Genomic DNA, 26,979 nt, shown 5'->3' with positions numbered 1-26,979 from the left:
TTTCTCCTTAAAATCTTATGATTTTATTATACTATCTTTTTCGGCACTTTGCAATTCCTTTATTGTACTTAACAAATTATTTACAATATTCAAGATTTTCTTATATTCACCCTTAATCGCATAGCTTATGACAGGTTTGTCGCCCGACAACAGCTTTATGCGTTTAGGGAACATTTTATCAAGTCCCATAATAAGATTTGCGTCAACGTAATTTTCGCCGAATTTCATCAAAAGATTGTCACCGCTCTGTGCTATTTCATATATACCACATTCTTTGGCATACGTTTTAAGTGACGCAACTTCGATAATATTTTGTACGGCTCTCGGTATATCACCGAATCTGTCGATAAGTTCGTCCTCGATTTCAAACTTATCGTCCTCCGTTTCGATTGCCGCGATTTTCTTGTATATATCAATACGTTGATTGTGGTTTCTGATATAGCTTTCAGGCAAATATGCGTCAATATTTATATCAATCGCAGCGTCCTGCACATCGTCAATCTTAATACCCTGTGCCTCATCAACGCTTTCTTTCAGCAATTTACAGTACATATCGTAGCCGACTGCGTCCATATGTCCGTGCTGTTCAGGTCCTAAAATATTGCCTGCGCCTCTGATCTCAAGGTCACGCATTGCGATTTTAAATCCCGAACCGAACTCGGTAAATTCCTTTACCGCACGAAGTCTTTTTGACGCAATATCCGATAATATCTTATCTCTGTGATACGTCAAATACGCATATGCCGCACGATTTGAACGTCCGACACGTCCTCTTAACTGATAAAGCTGTGAAAGTCCCATTTTATCGGCATTTTCAATTATAATCGTATTCGCATTCGGAATGTCAAGACCTGTTTCGATAATAGTCGTACAGACAAGTACGTCGGTTTTGCCGTTTACCATATCGTACATAATATCTTCAAGTTCGTCCTCTTTCATCTTACCGTGACCGACTGCAACGGTTATATCGGGGAACATTGAACGTATCCATTCCGCTTTTCTGTATATTCCCTGTACACGGTTATACAGATAAAACACCTGTCCTCCGCGTGACAGTTCATTTCTGACAGCGTCCGCTATAACTGCCGGATTGTCCTCCAAAACATACGTCTGTACAGGGTATCTGTTTTCGGGTGGTTCCGAAAGCACACTCATATCTCTTACACCCGTCATTGCCATATGCAAGGTACGCGGTATAGGCGTTGCAGTCATTGTCAGAACGTCTATATTTTGCTTTAATTCCTTTAACCGTTCCTTGTGTGCAACACCAAATCTCTGTTCCTCGTCTATGATAAGCAATCCCAAATCTTTAAATTCCAAGTCCTTTGAAAGTATTCTGTGCGTTCCGATAATTATATCAATTTCGCCCGTTTTAAGTTTTTTCAAAATACGTTTTTGCTCGGACGCGGTACGGAAACGCGACAGCATTTCAACCTTTATCGGAAAACTTTCCATACGTTTTAAAAACGTTTCATAATGCTGCATTGCAAGAATTGTCGTAGGGCAAAGATATGCGACTTGTTTTGAGTCGCCGACCGCCTTAAATGCCGCACGAAGTGCAATTTCCGTTTTACCGAAACCAACGTCACCGCAAAGAAGTCTGTCCATCGGCTTTTGGCTTTCCATATCGCCTTTAACTTCTTCAATCGACCTTAACTGGTCGTCCGTTTCCTGATATGGGAACGTATCTTCAAAATCACGTTGCCAAGGTGTGTCTTCACTGTACGCAAAACCTTTTGCCTTCTCACGTTCCGCATAAAGTGCAACAAGTTTTTTCGCCAATTCTTCCGTTGACTGTTTTACTCTCTGCTTTGTCTTGTTCCATTCGTTACTGCCGAGCTTATTAAGTTTCAGCTTTTTATCGGTATTGCCGACATATTTATAAAGCAGATTAAGCTGGTCAATCGGAATATACAAAGAATCTGTGCCTTGATACTGAATTTTAAGGTAATCCTTTGTTATACCGCCGACAACCATTTTCTTTGTACCCATATATTGACCGATACCGTGCGTTTGATGTACAACGTAGTCGCCTACACTTATATCTGTGTAATTCTTAATTCTGTTTGCATTTTCAACTTTACGTCTTGAACGGCTTTTCTTTGTTTCAAAAATTTCTCTGTCGGAAACAAGCACAAAATTAATTTCGGGATACTCAAACCCCTTATTAAGTTCACCCTTTATTATAACGGTTTCGCCTTTATTGAAATTTGCTTTATTTGCGTCATCACCGATAAATCTCGCTCTTATCCCCTTGTCAACAAGCACACCTGCAAGGTTTTCGCCGCGACCTCTTGACGTACAAAGAATTGCGACAGTATAATTTTTACTTTGCCAATTCCTCAAATCTTCATACAAATACTCGATTTTACCGTGGAACGAAACAGTTGTTTTAGTTGTGAATGTTTCAAGGTGCTTGTATTTAAAGTCGGTTGACGAATGAGAAAGAACATCAAGCGATATAAGTTTTTTCGCCGACATTTCATGCACTTTATCGTGATATGAGCAATAAAAACTATCCTTTGCAGCACCGATTATTCCCTTTTCTTTAAGTTCGGCTACTACTTCGTTTTTCTCCCATTCAAACGTCTTGCCACGCTCGCTTATACGTTTCGGGTCAATTATAAACACAAGGTCATTATCCGAAAAATAATCGGTAATTGACGGTATTTTGTCATATACAAGCGATACATATTTGTCTATTGACGGGAAATATCTTACTTCCTTAAAGCTTTCTATATCCGATTCGGTTGTTTCGATAAAATAGCTTTCGTCACTCTTTTTACGTTTTGCACTTCTTATGCGTTTTTCAAGCTCTGCTATAATTCTGTCACGTTTTTCGTCAGTGATAACCGCCTCATTCGCCGTTGTCACACGTGCGAAGTCAATCTTATCAAGCGAACGCTGAGTATATGTGTCAAACTCTCTTATAGAGTCGGTTTCATCATCAAAAAATTCGATTCTGTACGGATTTTCGTTGCCGACAGGAAATATATCAAGTATTCCGCCGCGGATTGCGAACTGTCCCGCACCCTCAACGCTGTCCTCTCTTGAGTAACCCATTACAACAAGGTCCTCCGTCAGTTTTTCAAGATTAAACGTTTTTCCAAGCTCAAAATCTATACAAAGGCTCTCAAATTCTTCTTTATCGCAAGTATACTGCAGAATTGCGTCAAGGCTTGTCACAACTATATAATCGCCGCCGCTTACAAGTTTCTGTATAACGGAAATTCTTGCGTGCTCGTTCTGATGACCGGAGGTTTCGATATTATAGAAAATATATTCCTTTGTCGGAAAATACAAGACATTATCCGAATACAATTCCATATCCGAATAAAGTTTTCTCGCCTCCATATCACTGTAACACACAACAAGCGCAGAGGATTTATTTTCATTTTTCAGCGAATAAATAAGCTGTCCCTGAGCCGATTCAACTATTCCCGCAACAGAAACAGGCGTATTATTAAGATTTTCTACTATGCCTTTATACGGTGCATAATCGTTTAAAATATCAGAAAAATTCATATTTACAGCCTTTCTGCCCACAACCGTTCTTTACACACCTTGTCGTGGACGGACAAAATGCACTTTTTTATTTGCCGTTATACTTATTCATCGCAGACTGTACACCGTTTTTGATAATCTCCGCAACGGCTTTTTCCGCTTTAACTATTGCGTCCTCCATTACAGGAATTTCTTCCTTTGTAAATCTGCCGAGTACAAAGTCTGCCAAATCATAATCTTCGTGTTTCGGTGCACCGACACCCATTTTTACTCTTGGGAATGTATCGCTGTTTAGACGGTATATTATAGATTTAAGTCCGTTGTGACCGCCGGCACTTCCTTTCGGTCTTACTCTTATTCTGCCTACATCAAGAGATATATCGTCATTGATTACAATAATATTTTCAGGCGGTATTTTATAAAACTGTGCCATTTCACCGACTGAATCACCGCTTAAATTCATATATGTCTGCGGTTTTACAAGGTACACCTTTTCACCGCTTATTGTCGCCTCACCGTACACCGCTTTAAACTTTAATTTGGTAAGTTTTGCACCGTACTTATCCGCAATATAGTCTATTGTGTGAAATCCGATATTATGACGTGTCATATCGTACTGCTTACCCGGATTTCCAAGTCCCACTATTAAATACATTGGTATAATCTCCTCTTTACGTCCAAAAAGGGCAGATAATTTATCTGCCCAAATATCTTTAAAACTCATATTACTTACGTTTATCCTTCCAACCCTCTTTATTAACCTGTCTTGCACGCGCGATAGACAAGCTATTTTCAGGAATATCTTCTGTTATTGTCGAACCTGCGGCAATATAAACGCCGTCACCGACATTAATCGGCGAAACGAAGTTTGTATTACAGCCTACAAAGCAATCGTCACCGATTGTTGTTCTGTATTTCTTCTTACCGTCATAGTTACACGTTACAGTACCACAGCCGAAGTTTACCCTTTTACCGACATCGCTGTCGCCGATGTATGTAAGGTGAGAAATCTTTGTACCGTCGTCAATATTTGAATTTTTAAGTTCGACAAAATCGCCGACTTTAACTTCCTTACCCACATGACAATTAGGTCTGATATACGCAAAAGGTCCTACGTGTGTACCCTCGTCAACTTCCGATTCAAGTATAACTGAGCTTAACACGTCAACGCCGTCATGTATAACCGCTCTGTCAAGCATACTTCCCGAACCGATAACGCAGTCAGAGCCGATTTTTGTACCGCTCTTTATTGTGACGTTCTGACAAATTTCAGTATCATTGCCGATTTCAACGCCGTCTTCGATATAAACGCTTTCAGGATTACGCATTGTAACACCGTTTCTCATATGGTATTCATTAATACGCTTTTGCATAATCTTCTCGGCTTCATTAAGCTGTACTCTGTCGTTTATACCTCTGATTTCGTCATTGTCCGAAATTGCGTAACCGCCGATTTTCTTACCGGCACTTAGAAGTATTTCAAGAGTATCTGTAAGGTAATATTCGCCTTGTGCGTTGTTCGGAGTAATCTTATCAAGTGCATATACAAGCGACTGTGCGTCAAAAACGTACATTCCCGAATTTACTTCGTTTATTTTCTTTTCTTCTTTACTTGCGTCCTTTTGCTCAACGATTTTCAAAACAGAACCGTCATTATCTCTTACAATTCTTCCGTAACCTGTCGCATCGTCAAGAATTGCGGTTATAACAGTTGCTTGATTGCCGTTATTTTTGTGATATTCAATAGCCTTGTTTATTGTTTCGGCAGTTATAAGAGGAGTGTCACCGTTTAGAATAACAACCTCGCCCTTTGAATTTTTTATAACGTCGATAGCTTGCATAACTGCGTGACCTGTACCTTTTTGTTCAGCCTGCAACGCAAATTCGCACACATCGCCGAGTACCTCTTTAACCGTTTCAGCCTTATGACCGACAACCGCGCAAACCTTGTCCGCACCTGCTGCCTCAGACGCGTCAATAACCCACTTTGAAAGCGGTTTACCGCATACTTTATGAAGTACCTTCGGCATTTTCGACTTCATTCTTGTTCCCATTCCTGCCGCTAAAATTACACTTGTAAACATAAATAACTCCTCTCAAAAACACTTATAAATCCATTTTTGATGTAACTTCCATATCGTGATGTATCTGTTCAATAAGTTTATCTACACCGTCAAATTTTATAACACCCCTAAGTTTTTTCGCAAAACTCACGCGTATATATTCTCCGTAAATATCCTCGTCAAAATCAAGGATATGACTTTCCACTGTCAATTTTCTTGCACCGAATGTCAGATTTTTTCCGACATTAACAACGCATTTCAAACGCTTTCCACGCACATACGTTATACCTGCGTAAACACCCTCTTCGGGAAGTGCCATATTCACGTCATAATCAACATTCGCAGTCGGAATACCCATTTTTCTGCCGTTCTGCAAACCTTTCACAACATTGCCTTCAATGCAATAACGTCTGCCCAAAAAACGTTCCGCTTTTTCCATATCACCGGCTTTTATAATGCTCCTTATGTATGTACTCGAAACGATTTTTCCGTCAAGCTTTATAACGTCCGTAACAAACACTTTAAATCCGTATTTCTCGCCAAACCATTTTAAAAGTTTAACGTCACCTTGTGCTTTGTAGCCGAAACTGTAATCATATCCGACACAAACAGCCTTTATATGAAGATTTTCAACAAGATACTGTACAAATTCTTCGGGAGTTTTTTTCATAAACTCCTTATCAAATTTCTCCATATACACAAAATCGGGCTTTTCACGTTCCAAAAGCTCCAACTTTGCCTCATTCGGCGTTATAAGCTCAATCTTATGCCCAACAACGTCATTTGTGTTTTCTTCAAACAACAGCACACCGCTTTTTAAGCCGTTTTCTTTTGCATATTTAATACCGTTTCTGATAATCGTCATATGAGCGATATGAAGTCCGTCAAAATTTCCGAGTGCAACAACCGTACCATCGTAATCTGTTTTATCACGGAATATCTTCATTTATATCGCCCCCTTAATTCCAGAAAGATTTTTCAAGTTTTAATTTGCCGTCTGTAATCTTTGATATACACAAAAATTTATTTTTTTCGTCATACACGCGGTAAGATTGTCCCTCTTTACCGCTGTACGTCATCTGTACACCGTTCGTAACGCTTTTAACTTGCTTTGGGTTAAGTTTAATTTTAGGATATTCCTCAAACATTCTGTCAACGGGAATTATGATTTTTTCAAGCTCGCCGTTGTTTTTCAATGTTTCGATTTCCTTTAGAGTGTGGCTTTCTTCTATCGTAAACGGTCCTGTTTTTGTACGTCTTAATGTGTTCATATACGCACCGACGTGCAGTTTCATACCTATATCCTCGCAAAGTGTTCTGATATATGTACCTTTTGAACACGAAACGTCAATAGTCACACGTTCGCCGTTAATTTCAAGTATATCAATAGAATTTATCGTCACCTTACGGCTTTTCCTCTCAACTTCGATACCTTTTCTTGCAAGTTCGTAAAGTTTCTTGCCGTTTTGCTTTATCGCAGAATACATAGGCGGTATCTGCTCGATTTCACCGACAAAGCTCATTATAGCTTGTCTGATTTCATCTTCACTGCAAGTCACTTCACACTCCGTAAGCACTTCACCGTCAGCATCCTGCGTATCGGTCGTCATACCAAGCACAAACTCAGCTCTGTAACACTTGTCCGACAAAGTAAGCATATCCGCAACCTTTGTTGCAGAGCCGATACAAACAGGCAGCACGCCAGTTGCCTCAGGGTCAAGCGTTCCCGTATGTCCAACCTTTTTTATACCCGTCATCTTACGCATAACATAAACCATATCATGCGAAGTACGTCCCAAAGGCTTATCTATTATAATTATACCGTTCATTATAATCTCCGTTAAATTATTTTATCCAAAGCTCTTTTGCAAGCGTCGATAACAGCCCTTTCGGCTTTTTCGGTTGAATCGAAATCCAAAGTCGCACCTGCCGCTTTAATATGACCGCCGCCGCCGAACTTCATTGCAACTTCCGCAACGTCGGCTTTACCGTTTGAACGCAAATTAAGTCTGAAACCGTTGTTTGTACGTTTTATGCAAACCGCAATTTCAGTACCCTCAATTCTTCTCGGAATATCAACCAAATTCGGAATATCTTCCTTACCCATTCCGTACTTTGCACCGATTTTTTCATCGGTAATTACCGCTTTAATTTTACCGTCTGCATATTCCTTGATATTTTCGGTAATTTCTGCTTTTAATTTCGCCGCCGCAAGCGACTCACTGTCAAAAAGCAGTCTTGCCACTTCCGCATGGTCAAAATCATATTCCAAAAGGTTTGCCGCCGTACGCATTGTTTTAGACGTAACGTTACTGTACTTAAAGCAACCCGTATCGGAGCATATTGCCGTATACAAATCCTTGGCAATATCATTATCCAATTCAATGCCCATTTTTTCAAATAAAGCATACAAAATTTCACCTGCCGCAGCCGCTTTACCGTCAACATAATTTGCATCGGCAAAATTAGTGTTTGTCAAGTGATGGTCAATATTTATTGAATTATTTATTTCTTCAAAGAGGGACTTTCTCTCTGCTATACGTCCCAAATCACCGCAGTCAATGCACGCGCAAAGGTCGTGATTATGTTTCATACCCTCTTGATACAAAACATAATCATCACCTATAAATGCCAATCTTGACTCAATTCTTCCGTTTACATATACGGTCGCCTCTTTACCCAACTTTCTCATAACCTTTGCAAATGCAAAGCATGAGCCGATTGTATCCGGATCCTCATTCAAATGAGTAAGCACTGCTACGGATTTTGCCTCCATTATCTTATCAATAACAGCCTGCATAACTAATCCCCTTTATTTCTTGTTTATATTATTAAGAAGTCTTTCGATATTTGCACCATGCTCGATTGAATCATCAAGTTCAAACACAAATTCCGGCGTATATCTTAAATCAATTCGTTTACCCAATTCACGTCTTATAAAGCCGGCGGCACTCTTTAAGCCCTGCATAGCTTTTTTCTTCGTTTCTTCATCGCCCATAACGGAAATATATGCCTTTGCATATCTCAAATCGTTTGTCACATTTACAGTAACAACGCTCGTCATAAGCGGAATACGCGTATCTTTTAATTCACGAATTATATTTGCAAGTTCACGCTTAACTTCTTCATTGATTTTGTCAATTCTTGCCATATTTATTCCTCTCCGATGAATGGCTGAATTTCAGCCAATAACTATCTTTCTATTTCTTCCATAACAAAACATTCGATAGTATCGCCCTCTTTAATATCGTTGAAGTTTTCAACACCAATACCACATTCAAAGTTTTCCGCAACTTCTTTTGCGTCATCTTTAAATCTCTTTAGAGAATTTATAGTACCCTCGTGAACTATGATACCGTTACGAACGATACGAATTTCAGCATTACGCTGAATTTTGCCTTGTGTTACATAACAACCTGCGATAGTACCCACGTTTGACACCTTGAATGTCTGACGTACTTCCGCATAACCGATAACGACTTCCTTAAATTCAGGGTCAAGCATACCCTTCATAGCAGCCTCAATTTCTTCGATTGCCTGATAAATAACTCTGTAAAGTCTTATATCAACTTCATTCTGTTCAGCCGACGCAAGTGCACCTGCGTCAGGTCTTACGTTAAAGCCGACAATGATAGCATTTGACGCATTTGCAAGCATTACGTCAGATTCGTTAATCGCACCTACACCGCCGTGAATTGCTCTTACTCTGACTTCATCGTTAGACAATTTTTCAAGTGACTGTTTAACAGCCTCAACGCTACCTTGTACGTCAGCCTTGATGATAACGTCAAGCTCTTTCATGTTACCCTCGTCAATCTGGCTGAACAAGTTATCAAGTGATACTTTAACAACTTGATTAAATTTATTTTCTTGAAGTTCCTGTTTTCTCTGTTCAGCAACGTCACGTGCAAGTTTTTCGTTTTCAACGACCATAAATGTGTCGCCACCCGACGGTGCCTCCGACAAGCCAAGAATTTCAACCGGTGTTGACGGCGGTGCAGTCTTAACACGTCTGCCCTTATCGTTTACCATCGCACGAACTCTGCCGACAGCTGTTCCGGCAATTACAAAATCACCGACTTTAAGTGTACCGTTCTGTACAAGAACAGTCGCAACAGGACCTCTGCCCTTATCGATTTCAGCCTCGATTACAGTACCTTGCGCATCTCTGTTAGGGTTAGCCTTTAGCTCCTGCATATCTGCAACAAGAAGTACCATTTCCAAAAGTCCGTCAATGTTAATTCTCTTTTTAGCCGAAATTTCAACGCAGACAGTATCTCCGCCCCATTCTTCAGGTACAAGATCGTACTCGACAAGCATTTGCTTAACTCTTTCAGGGTTAGCACCGTCTTTATCAATCTTGTTAATTGCAACAACGATTGTAACACCTGCCGCTTTTGCATGGTTAATAGCCTCGATTGTCTGTGGCATAATACCGTCATCAGCCGCAACAACAAGTATTGCAACGTCAGTTACCTGTGCACCTCTCGCACGCATTGTTGTAAACGCTTCGTGACCCGGTGTATCAAGGAATGTTATAAGTCTGTCGTTTAGTTTAACGCTGTAAGCACCGATATGCTGTGTAATACCGCCAGCCTCTGTGTCTGTTACGCTTGTGTCACGGATTGCGTCAAGAAGTGATGTCTTACCGTGGTCAACGTGACCCATTACAACAACTACAGGAGGACGCGGAACAAGATCTTCCGGCTTATCTTCTTCCTCGGTTTCAATCATAAGCATATCTTCTTTTGTAAGAACAACTTCCTGTTTAACTTCAATACCGAAATCGTCACCGATAAGCTGTGCTGTTTCAAAGTCGATAGCTTGGTTTTGTGATGCCATAACTCCAAGCATCATAAGTTTTTTAACAACTTCTGCCGATGTCTTACCCATCTTAGACGCAAATTCACCGACTGTAATTGTTTCAGGGATTTCAACCTCTGTTATAACCTTAGCCTTTATTTCCTTTTTAGGCTGTTGGTTCTTTTCCTTTTCACGACGGTTTTTGCCGCCCTTTTTATTTTTAGCTTTACCGCCCTTTTTATCCATCTTGATATTATCAGGAACCATATCTTCAATACGTTCACGGGATTCTATTGTATCAAGTTCAACAGTTGATTGACGGGTATCAACATAACGTTTCTTTTCCTCCGTCTTTACAACATACTCTTCTTCCGTATTGGTATGGTCGATATTGCTTAAGTCAATTCTTTGACCCGACTGTTTCTTTGCAACTTTCTTATGCTTTTCTTGCTTTTGCTTTTCTTCTTTCTTTTCAGCCTTTGTTTCAGTCTTAACTTCGGCTTTTACCTCTGCTTTTTCTTCAGTCTTTTTAACTTCTTTAACAGGTTTTTCTTCTGCTTTCTTTTCTTCTTTCTTAGCAGGTTTTTCAGCCTTTTCTTCAGTTTTCTTTGCAGGCTTTTTCGCCGGCTTTTCTTCGTCATTGCCGTCTTCGCTTGCTTTCTTCAAAGCCGCCTCACGCATTTCGCGGATTTCTTCATCTGAAACTTGGTTCATCTCCGTATAAATATCGAAAATCAAACCGATAGTTTCTTCGTCAACCACGCTTGCCGAACTCTTTAGTTCTACTCCGAATTCCGCAAGTTTAGCTATTATATCCTTATTTGTAATCTTTAGATTTTTTGAAATCTCACCTAATTTTATCTTATCTGCCATATTTGCATCACCCTTTCTCCATGTCCCAGAGGGATTAGTCGTTTAATCTATCTAAAATTGCTTTCGCAAAATTGTCGTCATTTACGGAAACTACCGCACGGCTGTCTGCTCCTGTAAACTTGCCAAGCTCCGCCTTACTTCCCGCCTCAACAAATTTCGTTTTATAAAATTTGCATGAATCGGTTATTGATTTTTTTGTATTATCAGATGCGTCACACGCTACTATAATAAGCTTTGAAACACCGCTTTTAACGGCTTTTGAACATATATCTTCACCTGTCTGCACCTTACCGGCTCTTTTTGCCAAGCCGAGCATACCTAAAAATTTGTTGTTCAAATCAATTCCTCCGCCGCTTTATATAGTTCCTTTGGGACGGCACATTTAAAATGACGCTCAATCCCTCTTTTTTTCTCCGCATTTCGAATACAGTCTATATTCTTGCAAATATAAGCACCACGTCCGAATAATTTTTTATCACAGTCGAATTTAATCTCACCTGTTTTGTTGTCACGAACCAATCTTATAAGTTCATTTTGCGGATACATTTTTCTGCACGCAACGCACATCCTTTGTGGTATGTGCTTCATATATATTAGTCCTCCGCACTGATGTCTATTTTCCAGCCTGTAAGTCTTGCCGCAAGACGTACATTCTGACCTGCTCTGCCTATTGCAAGCGAAAGCTGATATTCAGGTACAACAACGTGTGCACTCTTTTCCTCTTCGTTGATTTCAGCTGAAATAACCTTGGCAGGACTTAAACTTGCCGCAATAAATTCGGCAGGGTCTTCGCTCCACTTAACTATATCAATCTTTTCATTCTTCAATTCTTCGCCGATATTCTGAACTCTTATACCCTTCGGTCCGATACAAGCACCTTGTGCGTCAACGTTAGGATCGTTTGAATAAACGGCAATCTTTGTTCTTGAACCGCCCTCACGCGCAATGTTCTTTATCTCAACAATACCCTCGGCAATTTCAGGTACTTCTGCCTCAAACAACTTTTTTACAAGTCCCGGATGAGTTCTTGAAACTATAATCTGTGTACCCTTTGTTCCGCTTTTCACTTCGCTCACATAGCATTTAAGCACTTGACCTACTTCATATGTTTCGCCGATTGGCTGTTCTTTTTCAGGCAGCATTGCTTCGATTTTGCCGATGTCAATAAATACGTTTCCTTTTTCTATTCTCTCGATTGTTCCCGAAACTATGTCATTTGTCTTTTCGGTGTATTCACTGTAAATTATTCCTCTTTCAGCCTCTCTTATTCTCTGCGTAACAACTTGTTTTGCAGTCATTGCACTGATTCTGCCAAAATCTTTCGGTGTTACTTCTATATTTACCATATCACCGATTTGATAATTACCGTTGATTGCTCTTGCGTCCTCAAGTGAAATTTCTTCAAATTCGTCATATACAAGGTCAACAACTTCTTTCTTTGCAAATACCTTTACAGTTCCGCTTTCTCTGTCTATTGAAACCTCAACGTTTTGTGCTGAATAAAAGTTTTTCTTATATGCCGCAACAAGAGCCGCTTCAAGAGCGTCTATAAGCACCTCTTGACTTATGCCCTTTTCGTTACAGATTTCCGTAAGAACCTCAAATAATCCCTTTTCCATTTTTATAAATCTTCCTCTCTAAAACTTAAATGATAATCTTATATAAACTGCTTGCTTAACAGGTATTTCTTTCACTTCCCCATCAAGTTCAACAAATGCTGTTTTATCCTTGTAATCCTTTAAAACGCCTGTAAATTCCTTTACGCCGTTTTCTGCTTTGTAAAGCTTTACGTCAACCTCTCTGCCGATATAATAAAGAAATTCACGTTCCTTTGTAAGTTTTCTGTCTGCCCCCGGTGACGAAACTTCAAGCGTATAATTTTCTTCAATAAAATCTTCCGCGTCAAGAAGTTCTTCTACTGCCTTTGAAAACAATTCACATTCATCTATACCAATTCCGCCCTCTTTGTCAATATAATAGCATAGCGAATAAGTGTCATCGGTTTTTTTGTATGTCACATCAACAATATATACATTTTGTTTCTGTGCAATTTGTTCTCCGAGTTCAAGTGCTCGGATTTCTGTTCCGTTAGCCATTTGTACCTCCGTAACTTTTCAAAAAATCTTTTCATATAAATATGAAAGAGTGGGTAAACCCACTCTTTCTGAATATAGTATATTCCGCTTTAAAAGATATTATATCACATAAATCCAACAATTTCAAGACTTTTTTGTGATTTTATCTTTATTATTCATCGCTGCCGTCATTGCTTTCACTGCTACTGTATTCAGAACTCGAAGATTCACCGCTTGATTCTTCGCTTGATTCATATCTTTCACCTGTACTCTCGTGAGAAGAACTTGATGTTCCCGTACTTTCTTCGGTCGTTTCATGATTTGATGACGAACTGGATGATGAGTTTGATGAACCGGATGATGAGCTTGATGAACTGTTTGAGGTACCTGAGCTTGATGAACCCGAAGTTCCCGATGAACTGTATGATGAATTTGAACTTCTGCTTTTTGAGTTTGATGAATTTGATGAATTTGATGAATTTGAAGTGTTTGACGAGCTTGAAGATATACCGCTTGATGAAGAACTACCGCTCTCTCTTGTAGCATTTTTAGGATTGTCCGTTGTGATATTATCTGCAGGATAACCGAACACATCTTGTACCATCGTTCTGATTTCGTCCATATTAGGTATCCAAACGTCGCCGTTCGCTGAATCTGAACTATATTCACCAGGCAATGAATACGAATGAATATTCACGCTTGAGAAATCAGCCAAATATTTTGAATACTTAATAACTTCACTTACTGTAAAGTTTGTCTTAATTTCAGAGCTTATATCCTTGAATATTGAAGGAATTTTCAAAATCAAAGATGCATTAACCTTTTGGTCTACAACAGCTTTCAGGAATTTCTGCTGCATTTCAACTCTGTCACTGTCACCGTTTACATAACCTTTAAATACACCGGTTGACGGATTGACATTACCGTGTCTGTAACGCATAAGCCATACAGCCTGCTGACCGTTCATCTGATAATCTCCCGGCGGAAGATTTATATGCAGACTCTGTACAGGGTCATCATATACCATACCTACACCGTCGCCGTAAAGATCCGGAATTGTAAATTCAATAGGACCAAGTTCGTCTATAACGTGAGCAACAGCGTCAAAGCTGAAATCAACATAGTAATTTATCGGAATACCCGTTATTCTCGTTACCGCCTCACAAGTTGCTGTCGCACCGCCGATTTCTCCGCTTTCATCCACAAATGCGTGTGCGGCGTTAATTTTTTGATAACGGTTTCCTATATACATTTTTGTATCACGAGGAATTGAGAGCATATTCACCTCTTTTGTTTCGGTATCAAAACTTGCCAGCATTATTGCGTCTGTTCTCAAGCCGTCAACGTCAACACCCATAAGTAAAACGTTTATCTTTCCGTCTGCCGCCTCAACAGTCGAAGTGTTGTCCACTGCTTCCTCATTGTTTGAGCCCGAAAAGTCAATTCCCATACAGACAGCTGCCACGGCAATAATCACTGCGAGTGATATTCCAAGCACTTGAAAATATCTTTTTACATTAAATTTAACTTTCACTCTTTAACCTCCAAAAATATTCATCTATGTTTCAAAAAAATACAATATATTTTAATTATACCATTCAAACTTACTCTCGTCAATAGAAAAAACACTTTATGTTTTTAAACTATTTGTAAACTTTACATACATATCCAAAAGTCAAATTGCATTTCAGATAATTCATCAGCACGCAAAAAGGGTGATATTTCCATACCACCCTTTAATTATTAACCCGTATTAAATTTTTATACTAATGTGCAATATATGAAATTTTGTTAGCTTTCAGATATTCTTCGGCATATGTGCCTTTTACGCATTTCACGTTGACTTTTTCACAGCTGTCAAACGCTCCGACAGCAATATATTCAACGCTCTTTGGCAAAACTACGGTTTTAAGATTTTTGCAATTTTCAAATGCTTTTATATCTATGGCTTTCGTGCCGTCAGGAATTACGATTTCCTTTAAATCTGTATTTGAAAATGCTTTCACTCCGATTTCCTGTAATTTTTCGGGTAACTTGATATTTTCAAGGCTTGTGCAGTCAGCAAATGTCATATCTTCAATCTTCATCACATTTTGAGGTATATTTATATCAGTAAGATTATCACAGCCTTCAAATGCTCCCCATTCGATATATGACACTGTTTCGGGAATTTCTATACCTTTCAACTCTTTGTTGTTTTTAAAGGCATCCGCTCCGATTCCCTCTACCGTCACACCTTCAAGTTCCTTTGGTATTACCGCATATTCGCCGAGATTATCCGCAGCTTTCAGAACAGCTTTCTCATTATGAACGGCATATGTCGCATATGATGAAGCGAATGCACTGATTTGAGTCATCATAACTATAAGCATAAGCGCCGCAACTAACATTTTCTTCTTCATATTTGACACTCCCTTTCATTCATTTCCTGTTCTCTTTATAAGTCTATTATACGCCGTATGAATATTTATTACAACAACAACAGACTTACAAAATTGTTTAAATGATTTAAGAAGTTGTTACAAATTGTTACAAAAAATTTTGTTTTATTTTGCATTCAAAAATACACCAAATTTGCGAAACCAAATCAAAGAAAAATATCAAATATTCCGTTCAAAAACGTTCAAAACAATATTATACAAAAAATCAGAGCAAACTGTATACAGCTTGCTCTGATGTGGTGGGAGAGGATGGATTCGAACCATCGAAGTCGAAGACAACAGATTTACAGTCTGCCCCCTTTGGCCGCTCGGGAACTCTCCCAAACTATGAGGGATAAACCCGAAAGTTTATCCCTTTTTATGGAGCTGGTGATGGGACTCGAACCCGCGACCTGCTGATTACAAATCAGCTGCTCTACCAATTGAGCTACACCAGCATATTAAATTTTATCCCTACCCCTTAGGGGTAAAAAAACCACTTTATATGAAGTGGTTTTTGGTGGGAGAGGATGGATTCGAACCATCGAAGTCGAAGACAACAGATTTACAGTCTGCCCCCTTTGGCCGCTCGGGAACTCTCCCATGTGTTAGGGATAAACAAAAGCTTATCCCTGTTTGTGGAGCTGGTGATGGGACTCGAACCCGCGACCTGCTGATTACAAATCAGCTGCTCTACCAATTGAGCTACACCAGCATCATATTTAAGAACATTATTTAAAAAGTGGTGGGAGTTACAGGGCTCGAACCTGTGACATCCTGCTTGTAAGGCAGACGCTCTCCCAGCTGAGCTAAACTCCCATACTTTTTGGTCGGGATGACAGGATTCGAACCTGCGGCCCTCTGGTCCCAAACCAGATGCGCTACCAAACTGCGCTACATCCCGACGTATGTTCTCTGCCGTTTTGCTCTCGCCAAACGACTTGTATATAATAGCAAAGATATTTAGTTTTGTAAACCTCGATTACAGTCGATTATGTTTGTTTTTTGCTAATTTTACTTTTGTATTCTCATTTTTACATTCATTTTCTACTTTATTCATATTTTTTATAAAATTATAAATAACATAGAAAACAAGCACCAATCCGCCGTAACCGCAAAGTCTGTAAGCTGTATTTATAATTTTAGAAAACCCCGCACCGCTCATAGCAACCGCAATTACAGTCATAAAGAATACAACAACATTCTTCCCTATTTTTCTGCTTGCTATGTCAAGTACGTTAAATCCGTTTGATACGTCTGTGGTAATGACCGCAAAGAAAAGCATTATTCCGTAAATCGCCCCAAACACTTTGTTTTGTCTGAGAGCCATTGTGAGCATAGGTATTTCTCCGAGATTTATTTTGCCGTAATATATTTCAAGCACAGTCCATATAAGTAACATCATAACAAACAGCACCACTCCGGACATAACGCTTGCCACTGCCGCCTCTTTCCTGTCCTGCAAAAAACGGCTCATACCCGCAAGAATTGCACCTGTTGTTATAAGATTGTATCCGGCATATGAAATACTTGAAACAGTCATTTTAACTTCATTTGAAAAAACTTGATGTTCTCGAAATCTCAATATATAGAAACAACAAAAAATGATACCGAAAATTATTATTGCACCCAAAATCGAATTTATACCCATAATTTTTTTATTGTTCATAAAAAATATCATTCCGCATACTGCATTAAAAATAATTGCGCCGAATATTTTTTTAATTCCGAACAATATAAAAAGCATTTCCCCTGCACACGCCGTCATAACGCATACTGTGGATATTGCAAAAAGTAAAGTTATAATTTCGACAATTTTTCTTATATTATGTCTAAAAAAATTGTTCAGATAATCCGAATAAGTTTCTATATTTTTTTCTACACACACCGATAAAACCGCATACGCAAACACCGAAAAAATAATACACGAAAGCAATACACCTATAATACTGTATTTTCCGTATTTCACAAAAAAGCTTATAATCTCCTGTCCCGACGCAAAACCTGCACCGATAACCGCCGCCGCATAACCGCATACGACGCTTAAAATATTCCGTATATTCCTCATAGCCTCACCCCCTAAGAAAATTTATGCAAAAAAACAGTGCGGTATTCAAATACCGCACTTAAATTTCTTATTAAATTATTTTTTGATTATTTTTCAATAGAAAGAATTTTAAATTCAATCTCACCGCCGGGAGTATTTGCCTTTACAGTTTCGCCTGCCGCTCTGTTAAGACAAGCCGCACCGATAGGTGATTCGTATGATAGCTTGTTCTTGTAAGGATCAGCCTCTGTTGAACCGACGATTGTGTACTTTTCTTCACCGCCGAATATTGCAAGAACAACCTTTGAACCCGGAGTTACAACGTCTGACTTGATTTCTTCATCGTCAATAACTCTTGCATATTTAAGCATATATTCGATTTCGTTAATTCTTGCCTCTACTTCTGCCTGTTCATTTTTTGCTTCATCATATTCGGCATTTTCCGAAAGGTCACCAAATGAACGAGCCTCTTTAATTTTTTCAGATACTTCTTTTCTTGTGACATTCTTTAAAGTATCAAGTTCGTTTTCAAGTTCCAATTTACCTTCTCGTGTTAAAACAAATTCCTTTTCATCAGCCATTTTATGTCATTCCTCTCTTATTTTCACTTACGATTTAACTATTATAACTTTTTTTGAGTGAATTGTCAAGCTGTATTGGGATTTTAACACTAATTTCTCCCCTCAAGCAAAACATTCGTAGAGGCAGTCATCGTTCACCAAAAAAAAATATATATTTAGCCCCTCAATCGTCTTTGTCGACAGCTCCACTCGAGAGGAGCCTTTTAGTATGGATTTCCTAACTTGTACGGGACGGTGCCTCGTCGTTCCTTGCCTCTCCTTGAGGAGAGGGGGACCGCTTGCGGTGGTGTGGTGGCTTTTCTATTCGTGTGATGTTCTTATTTTAGCCACCCCTCAGCCGACTTTGTCGACAGCTCCCCTCAAGGGGAGCCTTTCATTTATCTGAGATTAAAGCAACGTCAAATCAACAATGAATTTAATTCAAAATTATGGGCAAGCTAATAAAAAGGAGTGATTTTTTTGAATTTTCTCACTTTAAAAGAGGACTTTTACAAGCGGTACGAAACATCAGGCAAATTTCTTCACTACACCTCATACGGTGCATTATGCACACTTCTCGGACACACAGATATACCCACTGCACCGTCGTTATGTTGTACATTATCAATGCGAGTTGAAATGTTCGCCCGAAAAAGCGGCGGCAACTATGTAAAAATCGAAAACACCACCACAGACAAATGTCTGCAATACCCTTTCGGCACGTCCACAGACCTTTTTAAAGGCAAAACAAAATTCTTTGCCGAGTTAATACACGCACTTGAAAACAGCGGTTTAAAAGGTGCAGAAATACTGTACAATAACACGATACCGAATTTTATATCCTCAAAACACGCTTTTTCGGCTGCACTGATAAAATCACTTATGCAAGTAAGTGATATAGAACTCACCCCTCTTGAAACCGCCGCAATATGTGCATTAAGCGACGATTTAACGCCTTATCTCGCCGTACTTTTTTCTAAAAAAGGCTACTGTACACTTATGAACAGTGGTGAGCCGAAAAAACTGCCGTTGCCGCTTTCCGGCTACAAAATTCTTACTGCGCACTGCACAGAACCGTTAAGCAACCATTCAAAGCACATTAAATATGCTATGTCCGAAATACGAAGATTATACCCTCACATCAATTCAATATCAGACTTGACGCCCGAAATACTGAGCACCGCAAAATCATCGTTTAAAAACAGCAAAGCGGCTAAATATATGTATCACCTATCCACCGAAAATACACGCATTAATACCGTTTCCGCCACATTAAAACGATGTGATATAAAAACACTTTTCCGCGAAATAAACAATTCGGAACAATCCATGGAACGTTTTTGGGATATTGGCACAGAACATAAATTCCTTGCAAATACTGCACGCAATACAGACGGCATAGCCGCCGTAAGATGTCAGGATAAAGGTATTTGGGCAATCGTTGAAGAAGATAAGGTCGATTATGCAATAAATATGATTAAAAGCGATTTTGAAAACACAATCGGCTATAAACCGACTTTTTGTGTATGTGACACTTTTTAAACAAAAAATGAGTCTGTCGATAAAATGTCGACAGACTCATTCGGTTTAGCCGTTCATTTTTTTAAGAAATTTTTCGTGTGCGGCTCTAAGTTCAACAGCCATTGCTTCAGGAGCAGTTGTGTTACAGTGAGCCCAAGCACCTGTTTCAGAAGATGCGTTATACTTAATCTTATCTGCACTTCTCATCGGCGGATAGAATGCGATATGGAAGTGGTAATAATCAGATACATCTTCACCGTTTACAGGGTTTTGATACATACACATCATATAAGGGAACTTATAATCAAACAAACTGTCGAATGTACCGGTTGTTTCCTTTAATATCTTTGCAAGATTTGTCTTTTCACTGTCTGTAAGCTGTGACAAATTCTGTACGTGACGCTTTACGGCTATGTACATACCGTAAGGATATTCGCTGAAGAATGGCAGGAATGTAACGAAATCTTCGTTTTCCATAATAATTCTGTCACCGCAGTTCATTTCATCTTCAAGCATATCGCAGATTAGACAGTTATGTGTTTCGTCAAAATGTTCCTTACATGATTCCATTTCAAGCTGTAATTTCTTCGGAATTACAGAATAACCGTAAATCTGACCGTGAGGGTGAGGCATTGTAACACCTACAACGTCACCTCTGTTTTCAAAAATAAATACATACTTAATCTTTTCGTCCTTGCTTATTTCAACAAATCTTTCTGTCCACAAATCAACAAGTTCTCTGATATGGTCAACAGGAAGCTCCGGCAATGTTACAGTATGCTCCGGTGAGTACAAAATAACTTCGCACTTGCCGTATGCTGGCTTTGTCTTGTAAATTCTTGTTTCAACATCATCCGGTACAGGCGGATTTTGTGAAAGTGCAGGGAAATCATTATCATATTCATACACTGTAAAGTGGTCAGGAACCTTTCCCGAACCCGGACAGAACGGACACCAATCCTTTGGCATCTGAGGTCTGTTCTGACGGTGTGATGCAATCATTACCCAATCCTTTATTAGTGGGTTCCAACGTAATTCAGCCATTAAATTTTTCCTCCTTGAAATTCATATAATACTATTTTACACCTATTTTCATTGTCAGTCAATACCAAAATCACGCAAGTTCAAGTGTGAACGTGAATTTTGTATATTTAACCGTTGAGCCTTCCTTTGTATCGACACTTTCAACCCAAACGTTTTGCTTATGCAATGTCATAATATTTTTAACAAACGACAAACCCAGTCCCGCACCGCTCTTTTCATTTACGCGTGACTTATCGGTTTTATAGAAACGATTGAAAATATTGCTCAAATCCGCACCGCTTATTCCGTCACCGAAATTACCTACGCAAAATCTCGCTCTGCCGTCCTCAATCCATGTTCTTATACCGATTGTCGTATTAGGATAACTGAATTTTATCGCATTGTCAAGCAAGTTTATGACAACTCGTTTTATCGCGTCTTTATCTGCTATAACTTTCAAAATGTCATCTTCAAAATCAACATTAAGTTCAAGATTTTTCTCGTCAATTCTGTTACACAAACCGATTATACAAATTCTTGTAAGCTCGTTCAAATCAAATTCAGACACATCAAGTTTATATTCGCTTGACGACATTTTTGACATTTCAAGCATATCATTAACCATTTTCGTAAGACGTTTTGATTCGTCAAGCACGATTTTAAGGTATTCCTTTTCTTTTTCGGGCGGAATTGTACCATCCAAAATACCCTCGATAAATCCAGAAATACTCGTCATAGGAGTTCTGAGTTCATGCGATACGTCGCTTATAAACTCACTTCTTGTATCCTCCAATGCCTCTATGGAATCCGCCATAAAGTTAAAACTTGACGCAAGCTGTCCTATTTCATCGGCACTTGTCACCTCAACACGTTTGTCAAACTTACCTGACGCAATTCCCCTTGCAGCCTTATTAATCTCCTCTATCGGTTTTGAGATTTTCTTCGACTGCATATACACAAGTACAAATGCTGCCAATACAGAAAACAGTGATGTAATAATAACCATCATAAACAACTCAAGCGTAGTTTTTCTTATATCAAAAATGCCTGTCACATAAAATGACGCTCCGACAATACCTCCCTGATATTTAATCGGTACACCTATAACCATCATTTTATTTTTATACGAACCGTTTAATGTGCTGTATTTCTTTACGATATTTCCGTTTGTTACAATATGTACAAGTTCGTCCGGAACGGTCGCGGAACTTGTTGTACTTTCCAAAACTTCACCGTTTGAATTAGTTACTATAATATCAGAGTTCAAAAAGCTGCCCCACGACCTTAAAAGCTGTTTATATGCCGCTCTTGCACGATAATCGGTATCTTCTATTTGCAGTGATCCTGTCCAGTACTCCAAATTCTGCGATACGCTTATAACGTTATTCATATGAGTGCTTATTGCAAAATGATTTACAAATATACCGACCGTAACCGCAACCGACGTAAAAACAAGCATAAGTATTATAGCATACGTCCAAAACAAACGTCCCAAAATACTCTTAAACATTATCTTACCTCGAATTTATAACCTACGCCCCATACGGTTTTCAGCTGCCAATTTGCCTCAACGCCCTCAAGTTTTTCTCTAAGTCTTTTTATATGAACGTCAACTGTACGCGAATCACCGAAATAATCAAATCCCCATACTTCTTCCAAAAGCTGTTCACGCGTGAACACTCTGTTCGGGTTTGACGCAAGGAAATACAAAAGTTCAAGTTCTTTCGGCGGTACCTCAACTATATTTCCGTTTATTTTAAGTTCGTAGTTTGAAAGGTTTATTGTAAGGTTAGGGAAAACAATTTCTTTTTCCGCATTTGATTCCTTTGTATCACTTCTTCTCAACACAGCCTTAACTCTTGCAAGAAGTTCTTTCGGCTCAAAAGGCTTAACCATATAATCGTCCGCACCGAGTTCCAAACCAAGCACCTTATCGAATGTTTCGCCTTTTGCGGTAAGCATTATAATAGGAATATTACTTACACGTCTGATTTCACGGCACACCTGCCATCCGTCCATTTCAGGCATCATAACATCAAGAATTACAATAGCCGGTGCCTCTGACTTAAAAAGTTCAACGGCTTTTTTACCGTTGTTTGCGGTAACGGTATCAAACCCCTCTTTGTCCATATAAAGTTTTATAAGTTCTACTATATGTTCATCGTCATCTACTATAAGTACCTTATTGTTAGCCATTATTTTGTCCTCCTGTTTTTTCATCTTAATATGATACATTTATTATACCATAAACCGAAAAAATAATAAAGAGTATTGCGAAAATGTTTTAAATGTTATATAATAAATTCATAAAATTTTCACAAATTGGTGTCGAATATATTTTCAGGCACTACGAAAGGACGAAAAACATAATGAAACTTGGAATCGTAGGCTTACCTAACGTAGGTAAATCAACATTATTTAATGCAATAACTCAGGCAGGTGCAGAATCGGCAAACTATCCGTTCTGTACGATTGAGCCGAATGTCGGTATAGTTGACGTTCCTGACGAACGTCTTGACAAACTTGCAGAAATGTATCACCCTAAGAAAGTTACTCACGCCTATATCGAATTTGTTGACATAGCGGGTCTTGTAAAAGGTGCTTCAAAGGGTGAGGGTCTTGGAAACAAGTTCTTATCTCACATTCGTGAGGTTGACGCTATTGTTCACGTTGTACGTTGTTTTGAGGATGCAAACATCACTCACGTTGACGGTTCAATCGACCCTATCCGCGATATTGAAACTATCAGTCTTGAACTTATTTTCTCTGATATTGAAATGATTGAGAGAAGAATTGACCGTACAAAGAAAGCTATGAAGGGCGACAAGTCACTTGCAACAGAACTTGCACTTTTGGAAAGAGTTAAAGCGACTTTGGAAGAAGGACTTCCTGCAAGAAGTATTGAATACACAGACGACGAAATGGCTATAATGAAAGAAATTTCGCTTATTTCAATGAAGCCGGTTATCTATGCCGCAAACGTTGCGGAGGACGATTTCTCAAAAGGTATCGAAAACAACGAATTTGTAAACAGAGTTAAAGAACTTGCCGCAAAAGAAGGCTCACAGGTTATGCCTGTAAGTGCAAGAATAGAAGAAGAAATTTCTCAGCTTGACGGTGATGAAAAGGCAATGTTCCTTGAAGAACTTAATATGAGCGAATCAGGTCTTGACAGACTTATCAAAGCAAGCTACACATTGCTTGGTCTTATCAGTTACCTTACAGCCGGCGAACCTGAAGTTCGTGCATGGACTATCACAAAAGGAACAAAAGCACCTCAAGCGGCAGGTAAAATTCATACAGACTTTGAGCGTGGATTTATCCGTGCGGAAGTTGTTCACTATGACGACCTTATGGAATGCGGAAGTATGACAGCCGCTAAGGAAAAAGGTCTTGTAAGAAGTGAGGGTAAAGACTACGTTATGAAAGACGGAGATATTGTTTTGTTTAGGTTTAATGTATGATGAATAAAACTATAAAAAGCGTTTTCAACCATTGCATTTGCAGAGGTTATACGCTTTTTATTTTAGGACTTTAATATAAGGAGCTTTATAAATGTTTACTTCTATTTTATCAAGTATAATCATTTGGAGTGCCGTACTTATTATAGCATTAAGAGTTGTAACAAATTCAGGTATTCAATTTTCAAACAACAAATACATATCTGAATTGACTTGTTACAAAGGTACTTCATCAAATTATAAAACCACAAAAAAGGATATACTATGCGTATTTCTTTTGGCATTCTCTTTCAGAATTATAGTATTTTTGTTTTCCGTAGTGATAATATATATGTTCAATGACAACATAAACAGTTTTGGCGATATACTTGAACAGTATATGAAATGGGACGCAAATAACTACGTTCGCATTGCTACAGGCGGATATACATACTATACGGAAGGTGAAAATTTTACAACTCTTGCATTTTTTCCGTTATATCCTTGGCTTATGAGGATTGTCAATATTATTTTCAGAGATTTGAGAGTAAGCGGACTTTTGACTTCATTCGCACTGTATTCGGGTGCGTGCTGTTTCCTATACAAACTGTTTTCAATAGATTACAGTAAATCTGTTGCCGTTCGTGCAATAGTGTATATGTCGGTATTTCCACACGCACTGTTTTTCGGAACACTTATGAATGAAAGTATGTTGCTTTTCACATCTGCTGCAACTTTATATTATATAAGAAAACATAAGTGGTACCTTGTCGGTATATGGGGTGCCGCGGCAGCACTGTCGAGAATGCTCGGAATACTGCTTGCGATACCTGCGGCAGTTGAATGGCTTGAACATTACAAAATATTTGAAAAGCTTAAAAACAAGGATATAAAAACAGTATGGCAACTTTTCTACTCCAAAGGACTTTGGATATTTTTAATGCTACTTGGAACAGGAATTTATCTGTTCTGTAACTATAAAGTCACAGGCGACTGCTTTAAATTCCTTGAATATCAACGAACAATTTGGGGACACGGCTCCGCATATTTCGGAACGGGTATCAATTCAATCGTTTCAAAATTAAATTTGGGTACTGACAAAGATATGCTTGCGTCTGTATGGATTCCGTCTTTGGCTGCAATAATTTTTGTAACCGCAAATTTATTTTACGGTATCAGAAAGCACAAAAGTATGTACACTGCATATCTCGTTGTGTATCTGATTTTAAACACAAGTTTCGACTGGGTTATAAGCGTTCCGAGATATATGACTTGTGCAATTCCGGCATTCCTTTTCCTTTCAGATTTTTCGGAACGACACAAATGGACAGAACCTATTATCACAGCCTCAATGGCAATAGGTTTAGGCATTTATTTGACAGGATACTTGTGTTGGAAACAAATTTTATAACGGAGGATTAATATGAGCACAGTAAAACCATTAAAAACAAAAAATACGGACTATATAAATATTCTTGTACTTTGTCTTTGTGTTACAGCCGTTTTCTTCGTCGCCTGGACATTTACGGGACAATGGCCTTGGAAATCACAGCCATATAATTCGTACATACTTCAAGCTCAGTCTTGGCTTGAGGGCAGACTTGATTTAGGGCGTGACTATCCGTATCTTGAGCTTGCGATTTTCAATAATAAATATTATGTAAGCTTTCCGCCGTTTCCGTCTTATGCTATGCTGCCGTTTGTGCTTATCGGCTGGAACAGTTGTGACAGTATGATTGCATTTGCGGTATCGCTTTTGGGAGCGGTATACGCATTTAAGATATTAAAGCATTTTGATATTGAAAGTAAAACCGCAATATTTTTCACATTACTTCTTACAGTCGGTTCAAACTGGCTTATGACTGCACAAAATGCTTGGGTATGGTTTATCGCTCAAAATATGGCTTTTACATTAAGTCTTATGGCAATATACTATGCTTTGAAAAACAAAATAGGTCTTTCACTTGCATTTTGGGCATGTGCGGTAGGTTGCAGACCGTTCCAGATATTATATCTGCCTGCACTTCTATATCTGATATACAACGCACACAAAGCAGTCAACCCAGAAGATAAAATCATCGATATTATAAAAAAGCGTTATCTCACCCTTGTTCCTATGGCGGTCATTGCATTATCGTATATGATTTTAAACTTCGCTCGTTTCGGCCATATTACGGAATTCGGTCACAACTATCTGCCCGAATTTACACGTTCGGAACTCGGTCAATTCAATATCGGATATATGGCTGAAAATCTGAAAAATATGTTTTCCGTTCCCGAAACACAGAACGGAATTTGGCAATACCCTTATGCCAACGGAATGTGCATATTCTTGGTGAGCCCGATATTTATATCTTACTTGGTATATATTGCACGTTCAATTATAAAGCACGAAAAATTTGATATGAAGTTTATGATTCTTGTTTTGACAATCGCAATAATCGAACTTCTTTCAATAACTGTGCACAAAACAATGGGCGGTGCACATTTCGGTAACAGGTACACAAATGACGTTCTTCCTATTATATTTATAGGAACAGTTATGTTACTGCCGAAGGATAATGATTGGGAAAGTTTCAATTATCCCCTATTCTTTATCGGTCTTGCGATTAATTTAGTCGGCTCAATTATGTTTTTTGTACAATAATTA

23 protein-coding genes and 6 tRNA genes are annotated in these 26,979 nt (G+C 38.8%); 4 read left to right on the top strand and 25 right to left on the bottom strand.

Features of this window, described 5'->3' with window-relative positions; genetic code table 11:
* Positions 1 to 15: 15 nt before the first annotated feature.
* The 22 genes from mfd to greA form a co-directional block, all read right to left on the bottom strand.
* On the bottom strand, positions 16 to 3,546 hold the full coding sequence (gene mfd / locus LKE05_RS12280) for a transcription-repair coupling factor (protein WP_308457029.1): 3,531 nt from the start codon (positions 3,544 to 3,546) through the stop codon (positions 16 to 18).
* Between the two features lie 46 nt (positions 3,547 to 3,592).
* Positions 3,593 to 4,159: an aminoacyl-tRNA hydrolase gene (pth, locus tag LKE05_RS12275; RefSeq protein WP_147513588.1), complete on the bottom strand. Its 567-nt coding sequence runs from the start codon at positions 4,157 to 4,159 to the stop codon at positions 3,593 to 3,595.
* 70 nt (positions 4,160 to 4,229) lie between these two features.
* Positions 4,230 to 5,588, bottom strand: coding sequence for a bifunctional UDP-N-acetylglucosamine diphosphorylase/glucosamine-1-phosphate N-acetyltransferase GlmU (gene glmU, locus LKE05_RS12270; protein WP_022230149.1), 1,359 nt, complete (start codon positions 5,586 to 5,588; stop codon positions 4,230 to 4,232).
* A 22-nt stretch (positions 5,589 to 5,610) separates the two neighbouring features.
* On the bottom strand, positions 5,611 to 6,513 hold the full coding sequence (locus LKE05_RS12265; RefSeq protein ID WP_308457028.1) for a bifunctional riboflavin kinase/FAD synthetase: 903 nt from the start codon (positions 6,511 to 6,513) through the stop codon (positions 5,611 to 5,613).
* Positions 6,514 to 6,526: 13 nt separating this feature from the next.
* Complete coding sequence (truB, locus tag LKE05_RS12260; protein ID WP_308457027.1) at positions 6,527 to 7,396, bottom strand: tRNA pseudouridine(55) synthase TruB; 870 nt, start codon at positions 7,394 to 7,396, stop codon at positions 6,527 to 6,529.
* A gap of 11 nt (positions 7,397 to 7,407) precedes the next feature.
* A complete protein-coding gene (locus LKE05_RS12255) occupies positions 7,408 to 8,367 on the bottom strand; it encodes a DHH family phosphoesterase (RefSeq protein WP_308457026.1) in 960 nt (319 codons plus the stop codon).
* 12 nt (positions 8,368 to 8,379) lie between these two features.
* Positions 8,380 to 8,718 (bottom strand): 30S ribosome-binding factor RbfA, encoded by a 339-nt coding sequence (gene rbfA, locus LKE05_RS12250; RefSeq protein ID WP_022230145.1) that lies wholly within the window; start codon positions 8,716 to 8,718, stop codon positions 8,380 to 8,382.
* Between the two features lie 41 nt (positions 8,719 to 8,759).
* Positions 8,760 to 11,243: a translation initiation factor IF-2 gene (gene infB / locus LKE05_RS12245; RefSeq protein ID WP_308457025.1), complete on the bottom strand. Its 2,484-nt coding sequence runs from the start codon at positions 11,241 to 11,243 to the stop codon at positions 8,760 to 8,762.
* A gap of 34 nt (positions 11,244 to 11,277) precedes the next feature.
* Positions 11,278 to 11,580, bottom strand: a complete 303-nt coding sequence (locus LKE05_RS12240; protein WP_022230143.1) for a L7Ae/L30e/S12e/Gadd45 family ribosomal protein — start codon at positions 11,578 to 11,580, stop codon at positions 11,278 to 11,280.
* The gene (gene rnpM, locus LKE05_RS12235) at positions 11,577 to 11,831 is read right to left on the bottom strand and encodes an RNase P modulator RnpM (RefSeq protein ID WP_022230142.1); all 255 of its coding nucleotides are present in this window, start codon (positions 11,829 to 11,831) and stop codon (positions 11,577 to 11,579) included. Before rnpM ends, LKE05_RS12240 begins: the two co-directional genes overlap by 4 nt.
* A gap of 5 nt (positions 11,832 to 11,836) precedes the next feature.
* Entirely contained in the window at positions 11,837 to 12,862 is a 1,026-nt protein-coding gene (gene nusA, locus LKE05_RS12230; RefSeq protein WP_022230141.1) for a transcription termination factor NusA, read from the bottom strand.
* An 18-nt stretch (positions 12,863 to 12,880) separates the two neighbouring features.
* Positions 12,881 to 13,339: a ribosome maturation factor RimP gene (gene rimP, locus LKE05_RS12225; RefSeq protein WP_308457024.1), complete on the bottom strand. Its 459-nt coding sequence runs from the start codon at positions 13,337 to 13,339 to the stop codon at positions 12,881 to 12,883.
* A 151-nt stretch (positions 13,340 to 13,490) separates the two neighbouring features.
* On the bottom strand, positions 13,491 to 14,852 hold the full coding sequence (locus LKE05_RS12220) for an LCP family protein (protein WP_308457023.1): 1,362 nt from the start codon (positions 14,850 to 14,852) through the stop codon (positions 13,491 to 13,493).
* A gap of 232 nt (positions 14,853 to 15,084) precedes the next feature.
* Positions 15,085 to 15,720: a leucine-rich repeat domain-containing protein gene (locus tag LKE05_RS12215; protein ID WP_308457022.1), complete on the bottom strand. Its 636-nt coding sequence runs from the start codon at positions 15,718 to 15,720 to the stop codon at positions 15,085 to 15,087.
* A gap of 276 nt (positions 15,721 to 15,996) precedes the next feature.
* Positions 15,997 to 16,081, bottom strand: a tRNA-Tyr gene (locus LKE05_RS12210).
* Positions 16,082 to 16,120: 39 nt separating this feature from the next.
* A tRNA-Thr gene (locus tag LKE05_RS12205) sits at positions 16,121 to 16,196 on the bottom strand.
* A 60-nt stretch (positions 16,197 to 16,256) separates the two neighbouring features.
* Positions 16,257 to 16,341 (bottom strand) — tRNA-Tyr (locus tag LKE05_RS12200).
* A gap of 36 nt (positions 16,342 to 16,377) precedes the next feature.
* Positions 16,378 to 16,453: transfer RNA gene (locus LKE05_RS12195), tRNA-Thr, on the bottom strand.
* Positions 16,454 to 16,481: 28 nt separating this feature from the next.
* Positions 16,482 to 16,557: transfer RNA gene (locus tag LKE05_RS12190), tRNA-Val, on the bottom strand.
* Between the two features lie 8 nt (positions 16,558 to 16,565).
* A tRNA-Pro gene (locus LKE05_RS12185) sits at positions 16,566 to 16,642 on the bottom strand.
* A 78-nt stretch (positions 16,643 to 16,720) separates the two neighbouring features.
* Positions 16,721 to 17,806, bottom strand: coding sequence for a YkvI family membrane protein (locus LKE05_RS12180; RefSeq protein WP_308457021.1), 1,086 nt, complete (start codon positions 17,804 to 17,806; stop codon positions 16,721 to 16,723).
* Between the two features lie 86 nt (positions 17,807 to 17,892).
* On the bottom strand, positions 17,893 to 18,366 hold the full coding sequence (gene greA, locus LKE05_RS12175) for a transcription elongation factor GreA (RefSeq protein WP_022230136.1): 474 nt from the start codon (positions 18,364 to 18,366) through the stop codon (positions 17,893 to 17,895).
* 459 nt (positions 18,367 to 18,825) lie between these two features.
* On the opposite strand from greA, the gene LKE05_RS12170 reads away from it, so the two are divergent.
* Entirely contained in the window at positions 18,826 to 19,887 is a 1,062-nt protein-coding gene (locus tag LKE05_RS12170; RefSeq protein ID WP_308457020.1) for a galactokinase, read from the top strand.
* Positions 19,888 to 19,932: 45 nt separating this feature from the next.
* On the opposite strand, the gene galT is transcribed toward LKE05_RS12170, so the two are convergent.
* From galT to LKE05_RS12155, 3 genes are all read right to left on the bottom strand, one after another.
* Complete coding sequence (gene galT, locus LKE05_RS12165) at positions 19,933 to 20,910, bottom strand: galactose-1-phosphate uridylyltransferase (RefSeq protein WP_308457019.1); 978 nt, start codon at positions 20,908 to 20,910, stop codon at positions 19,933 to 19,935.
* Between the two features lie 70 nt (positions 20,911 to 20,980).
* Positions 20,981 to 22,399 (bottom strand): HAMP domain-containing sensor histidine kinase, encoded by a 1,419-nt coding sequence (locus LKE05_RS12160; RefSeq protein WP_022230133.1) that lies wholly within the window; start codon positions 22,397 to 22,399, stop codon positions 20,981 to 20,983.
* A complete protein-coding gene (locus LKE05_RS12155; RefSeq protein WP_022230132.1) occupies positions 22,399 to 23,085 on the bottom strand; it encodes a response regulator transcription factor in 687 nt (228 codons plus the stop codon). Before LKE05_RS12155 ends, LKE05_RS12160 begins: the two co-directional genes overlap by 1 nt.
* Positions 23,086 to 23,258: 173 nt before the next feature.
* On the opposite strand from LKE05_RS12155, the gene ychF reads away from it, so the two are divergent.
* From ychF to LKE05_RS12140, 3 genes are all read left to right on the top strand, one after another.
* Positions 23,259 to 24,353, top strand: a complete 1,095-nt coding sequence (ychF, locus tag LKE05_RS12150; protein WP_022230131.1) for a redox-regulated ATPase YchF — start codon at positions 23,259 to 23,261, stop codon at positions 24,351 to 24,353.
* 91 nt (positions 24,354 to 24,444) lie between these two features.
* Positions 24,445 to 25,740 carry a glycosyltransferase family 39 protein gene (locus tag LKE05_RS12145; RefSeq protein ID WP_308457018.1) on the top strand — a complete coding sequence of 432 codons (1,296 nt, stop codon included), beginning with the start codon at positions 24,445 to 24,447 and terminating at the stop codon, positions 25,738 to 25,740.
* 12 nt (positions 25,741 to 25,752) lie between these two features.
* Positions 25,753 to 26,976, top strand: a complete 1,224-nt coding sequence (locus LKE05_RS12140; protein WP_308457017.1) for a hypothetical protein — start codon at positions 25,753 to 25,755, stop codon at positions 26,974 to 26,976.
* Positions 26,977 to 26,979: the final 3 nt, after the last annotated feature.

Source organism: Hominilimicola fabiformis (genome assembly GCF_020687385.1).
Classification (GTDB): domain Bacteria; phylum Bacillota; class Clostridia; order UBA1381; family UBA1381; genus Hominilimicola; species Hominilimicola fabiformis.
Note: the sequence above shows the minus strand (reverse complement) of the source record. Positions and strands in the feature narration are given on the sequence as shown.

What these genes read in the sequence shown, in the direction of transcription:
- pth (WP_147513588.1), bottom strand. Translation starts at nt 4,159, where the DNA reads ATGTATTTAATAGTGGGACTTGGAAATCCGGGTAAGCAGTACGATATG.
- glmU (WP_022230149.1), bottom strand. Translation starts at nt 5,588, where the DNA reads ATGTTTACAAGTGTAATTTTAGCGGCAGGAATGGGAACAAGAATGAAG.
- LKE05_RS12265 (WP_308457028.1), bottom strand. Translation starts at nt 6,513, where the DNA reads ATGAAGATATTCCGTGATAAAACAGATTACGATGGTACGGTTGTTGCA.
- truB (WP_308457027.1), bottom strand. Translation starts at nt 7,396, where the DNA reads ATGAACGGTATAATTATAATAGATAAGCCTTTGGGACGTACTTCGCAT.
- LKE05_RS12255 (WP_308457026.1), bottom strand. Translation starts at nt 8,367, where the DNA reads ATGCAGGCTGTTATTGATAAGATAATGGAGGCAAAATCCGTAGCAGTG.
- rbfA (WP_022230145.1), bottom strand. Translation starts at nt 8,718, where the DNA reads ATGGCAAGAATTGACAAAATCAATGAAGAAGTTAAGCGTGAACTTGCA.
- infB (WP_308457025.1), bottom strand. Translation starts at nt 11,243, where the DNA reads ATGGCAGATAAGATAAAATTAGGTGAGATTTCAAAAAATCTAAAGATT.
- rnpM (WP_022230142.1), bottom strand. Translation starts at nt 11,831, where the DNA reads ATGAAGCACATACCACAAAGGATGTGCGTTGCGTGCAGAAAAATGTAT.
- nusA (WP_022230141.1), bottom strand. Translation starts at nt 12,862, where the DNA reads ATGGAAAAGGGATTATTTGAGGTTCTTACGGAAATCTGTAACGAAAAG.
- rimP (WP_308457024.1), bottom strand. Translation starts at nt 13,339, where the DNA reads ATGGCTAACGGAACAGAAATCCGAGCACTTGAACTCGGAGAACAAATT.
- LKE05_RS12215 (WP_308457022.1), bottom strand. Translation starts at nt 15,720, where the DNA reads ATGAAGAAGAAAATGTTAGTTGCGGCGCTTATGCTTATAGTTATGATG.
- LKE05_RS12180 (WP_308457021.1), bottom strand. Translation starts at nt 17,806, where the DNA reads ATGAGGAATATACGGAATATTTTAAGCGTCGTATGCGGTTATGCGGCG.
- greA (WP_022230136.1), bottom strand. Translation starts at nt 18,366, where the DNA reads ATGGCTGATGAAAAGGAATTTGTTTTAACACGAGAAGGTAAATTGGAA.
- galT (WP_308457019.1), bottom strand. Translation starts at nt 20,910, where the DNA reads ATGGCTGAATTACGTTGGAACCCACTAATAAAGGATTGGGTAATGATT.
- LKE05_RS12160 (WP_022230133.1), bottom strand. Translation starts at nt 22,399, where the DNA reads ATGTTTAAGAGTATTTTGGGACGTTTGTTTTGGACGTATGCTATAATA.
- LKE05_RS12155 (WP_022230132.1), bottom strand. Translation starts at nt 23,085, where the DNA reads ATGGCTAACAATAAGGTACTTATAGTAGATGACGATGAACATATAGTA.
- ychF (WP_022230131.1), top strand. Translation starts at nt 23,259, where the DNA reads ATGAAACTTGGAATCGTAGGCTTACCTAACGTAGGTAAATCAACATTA.
- LKE05_RS12145 (WP_308457018.1), top strand. Translation starts at nt 24,445, where the DNA reads ATGTTTACTTCTATTTTATCAAGTATAATCATTTGGAGTGCCGTACTT.
- LKE05_RS12140 (WP_308457017.1), top strand. Translation starts at nt 25,753, where the DNA reads ATGAGCACAGTAAAACCATTAAAAACAAAAAATACGGACTATATAAAT.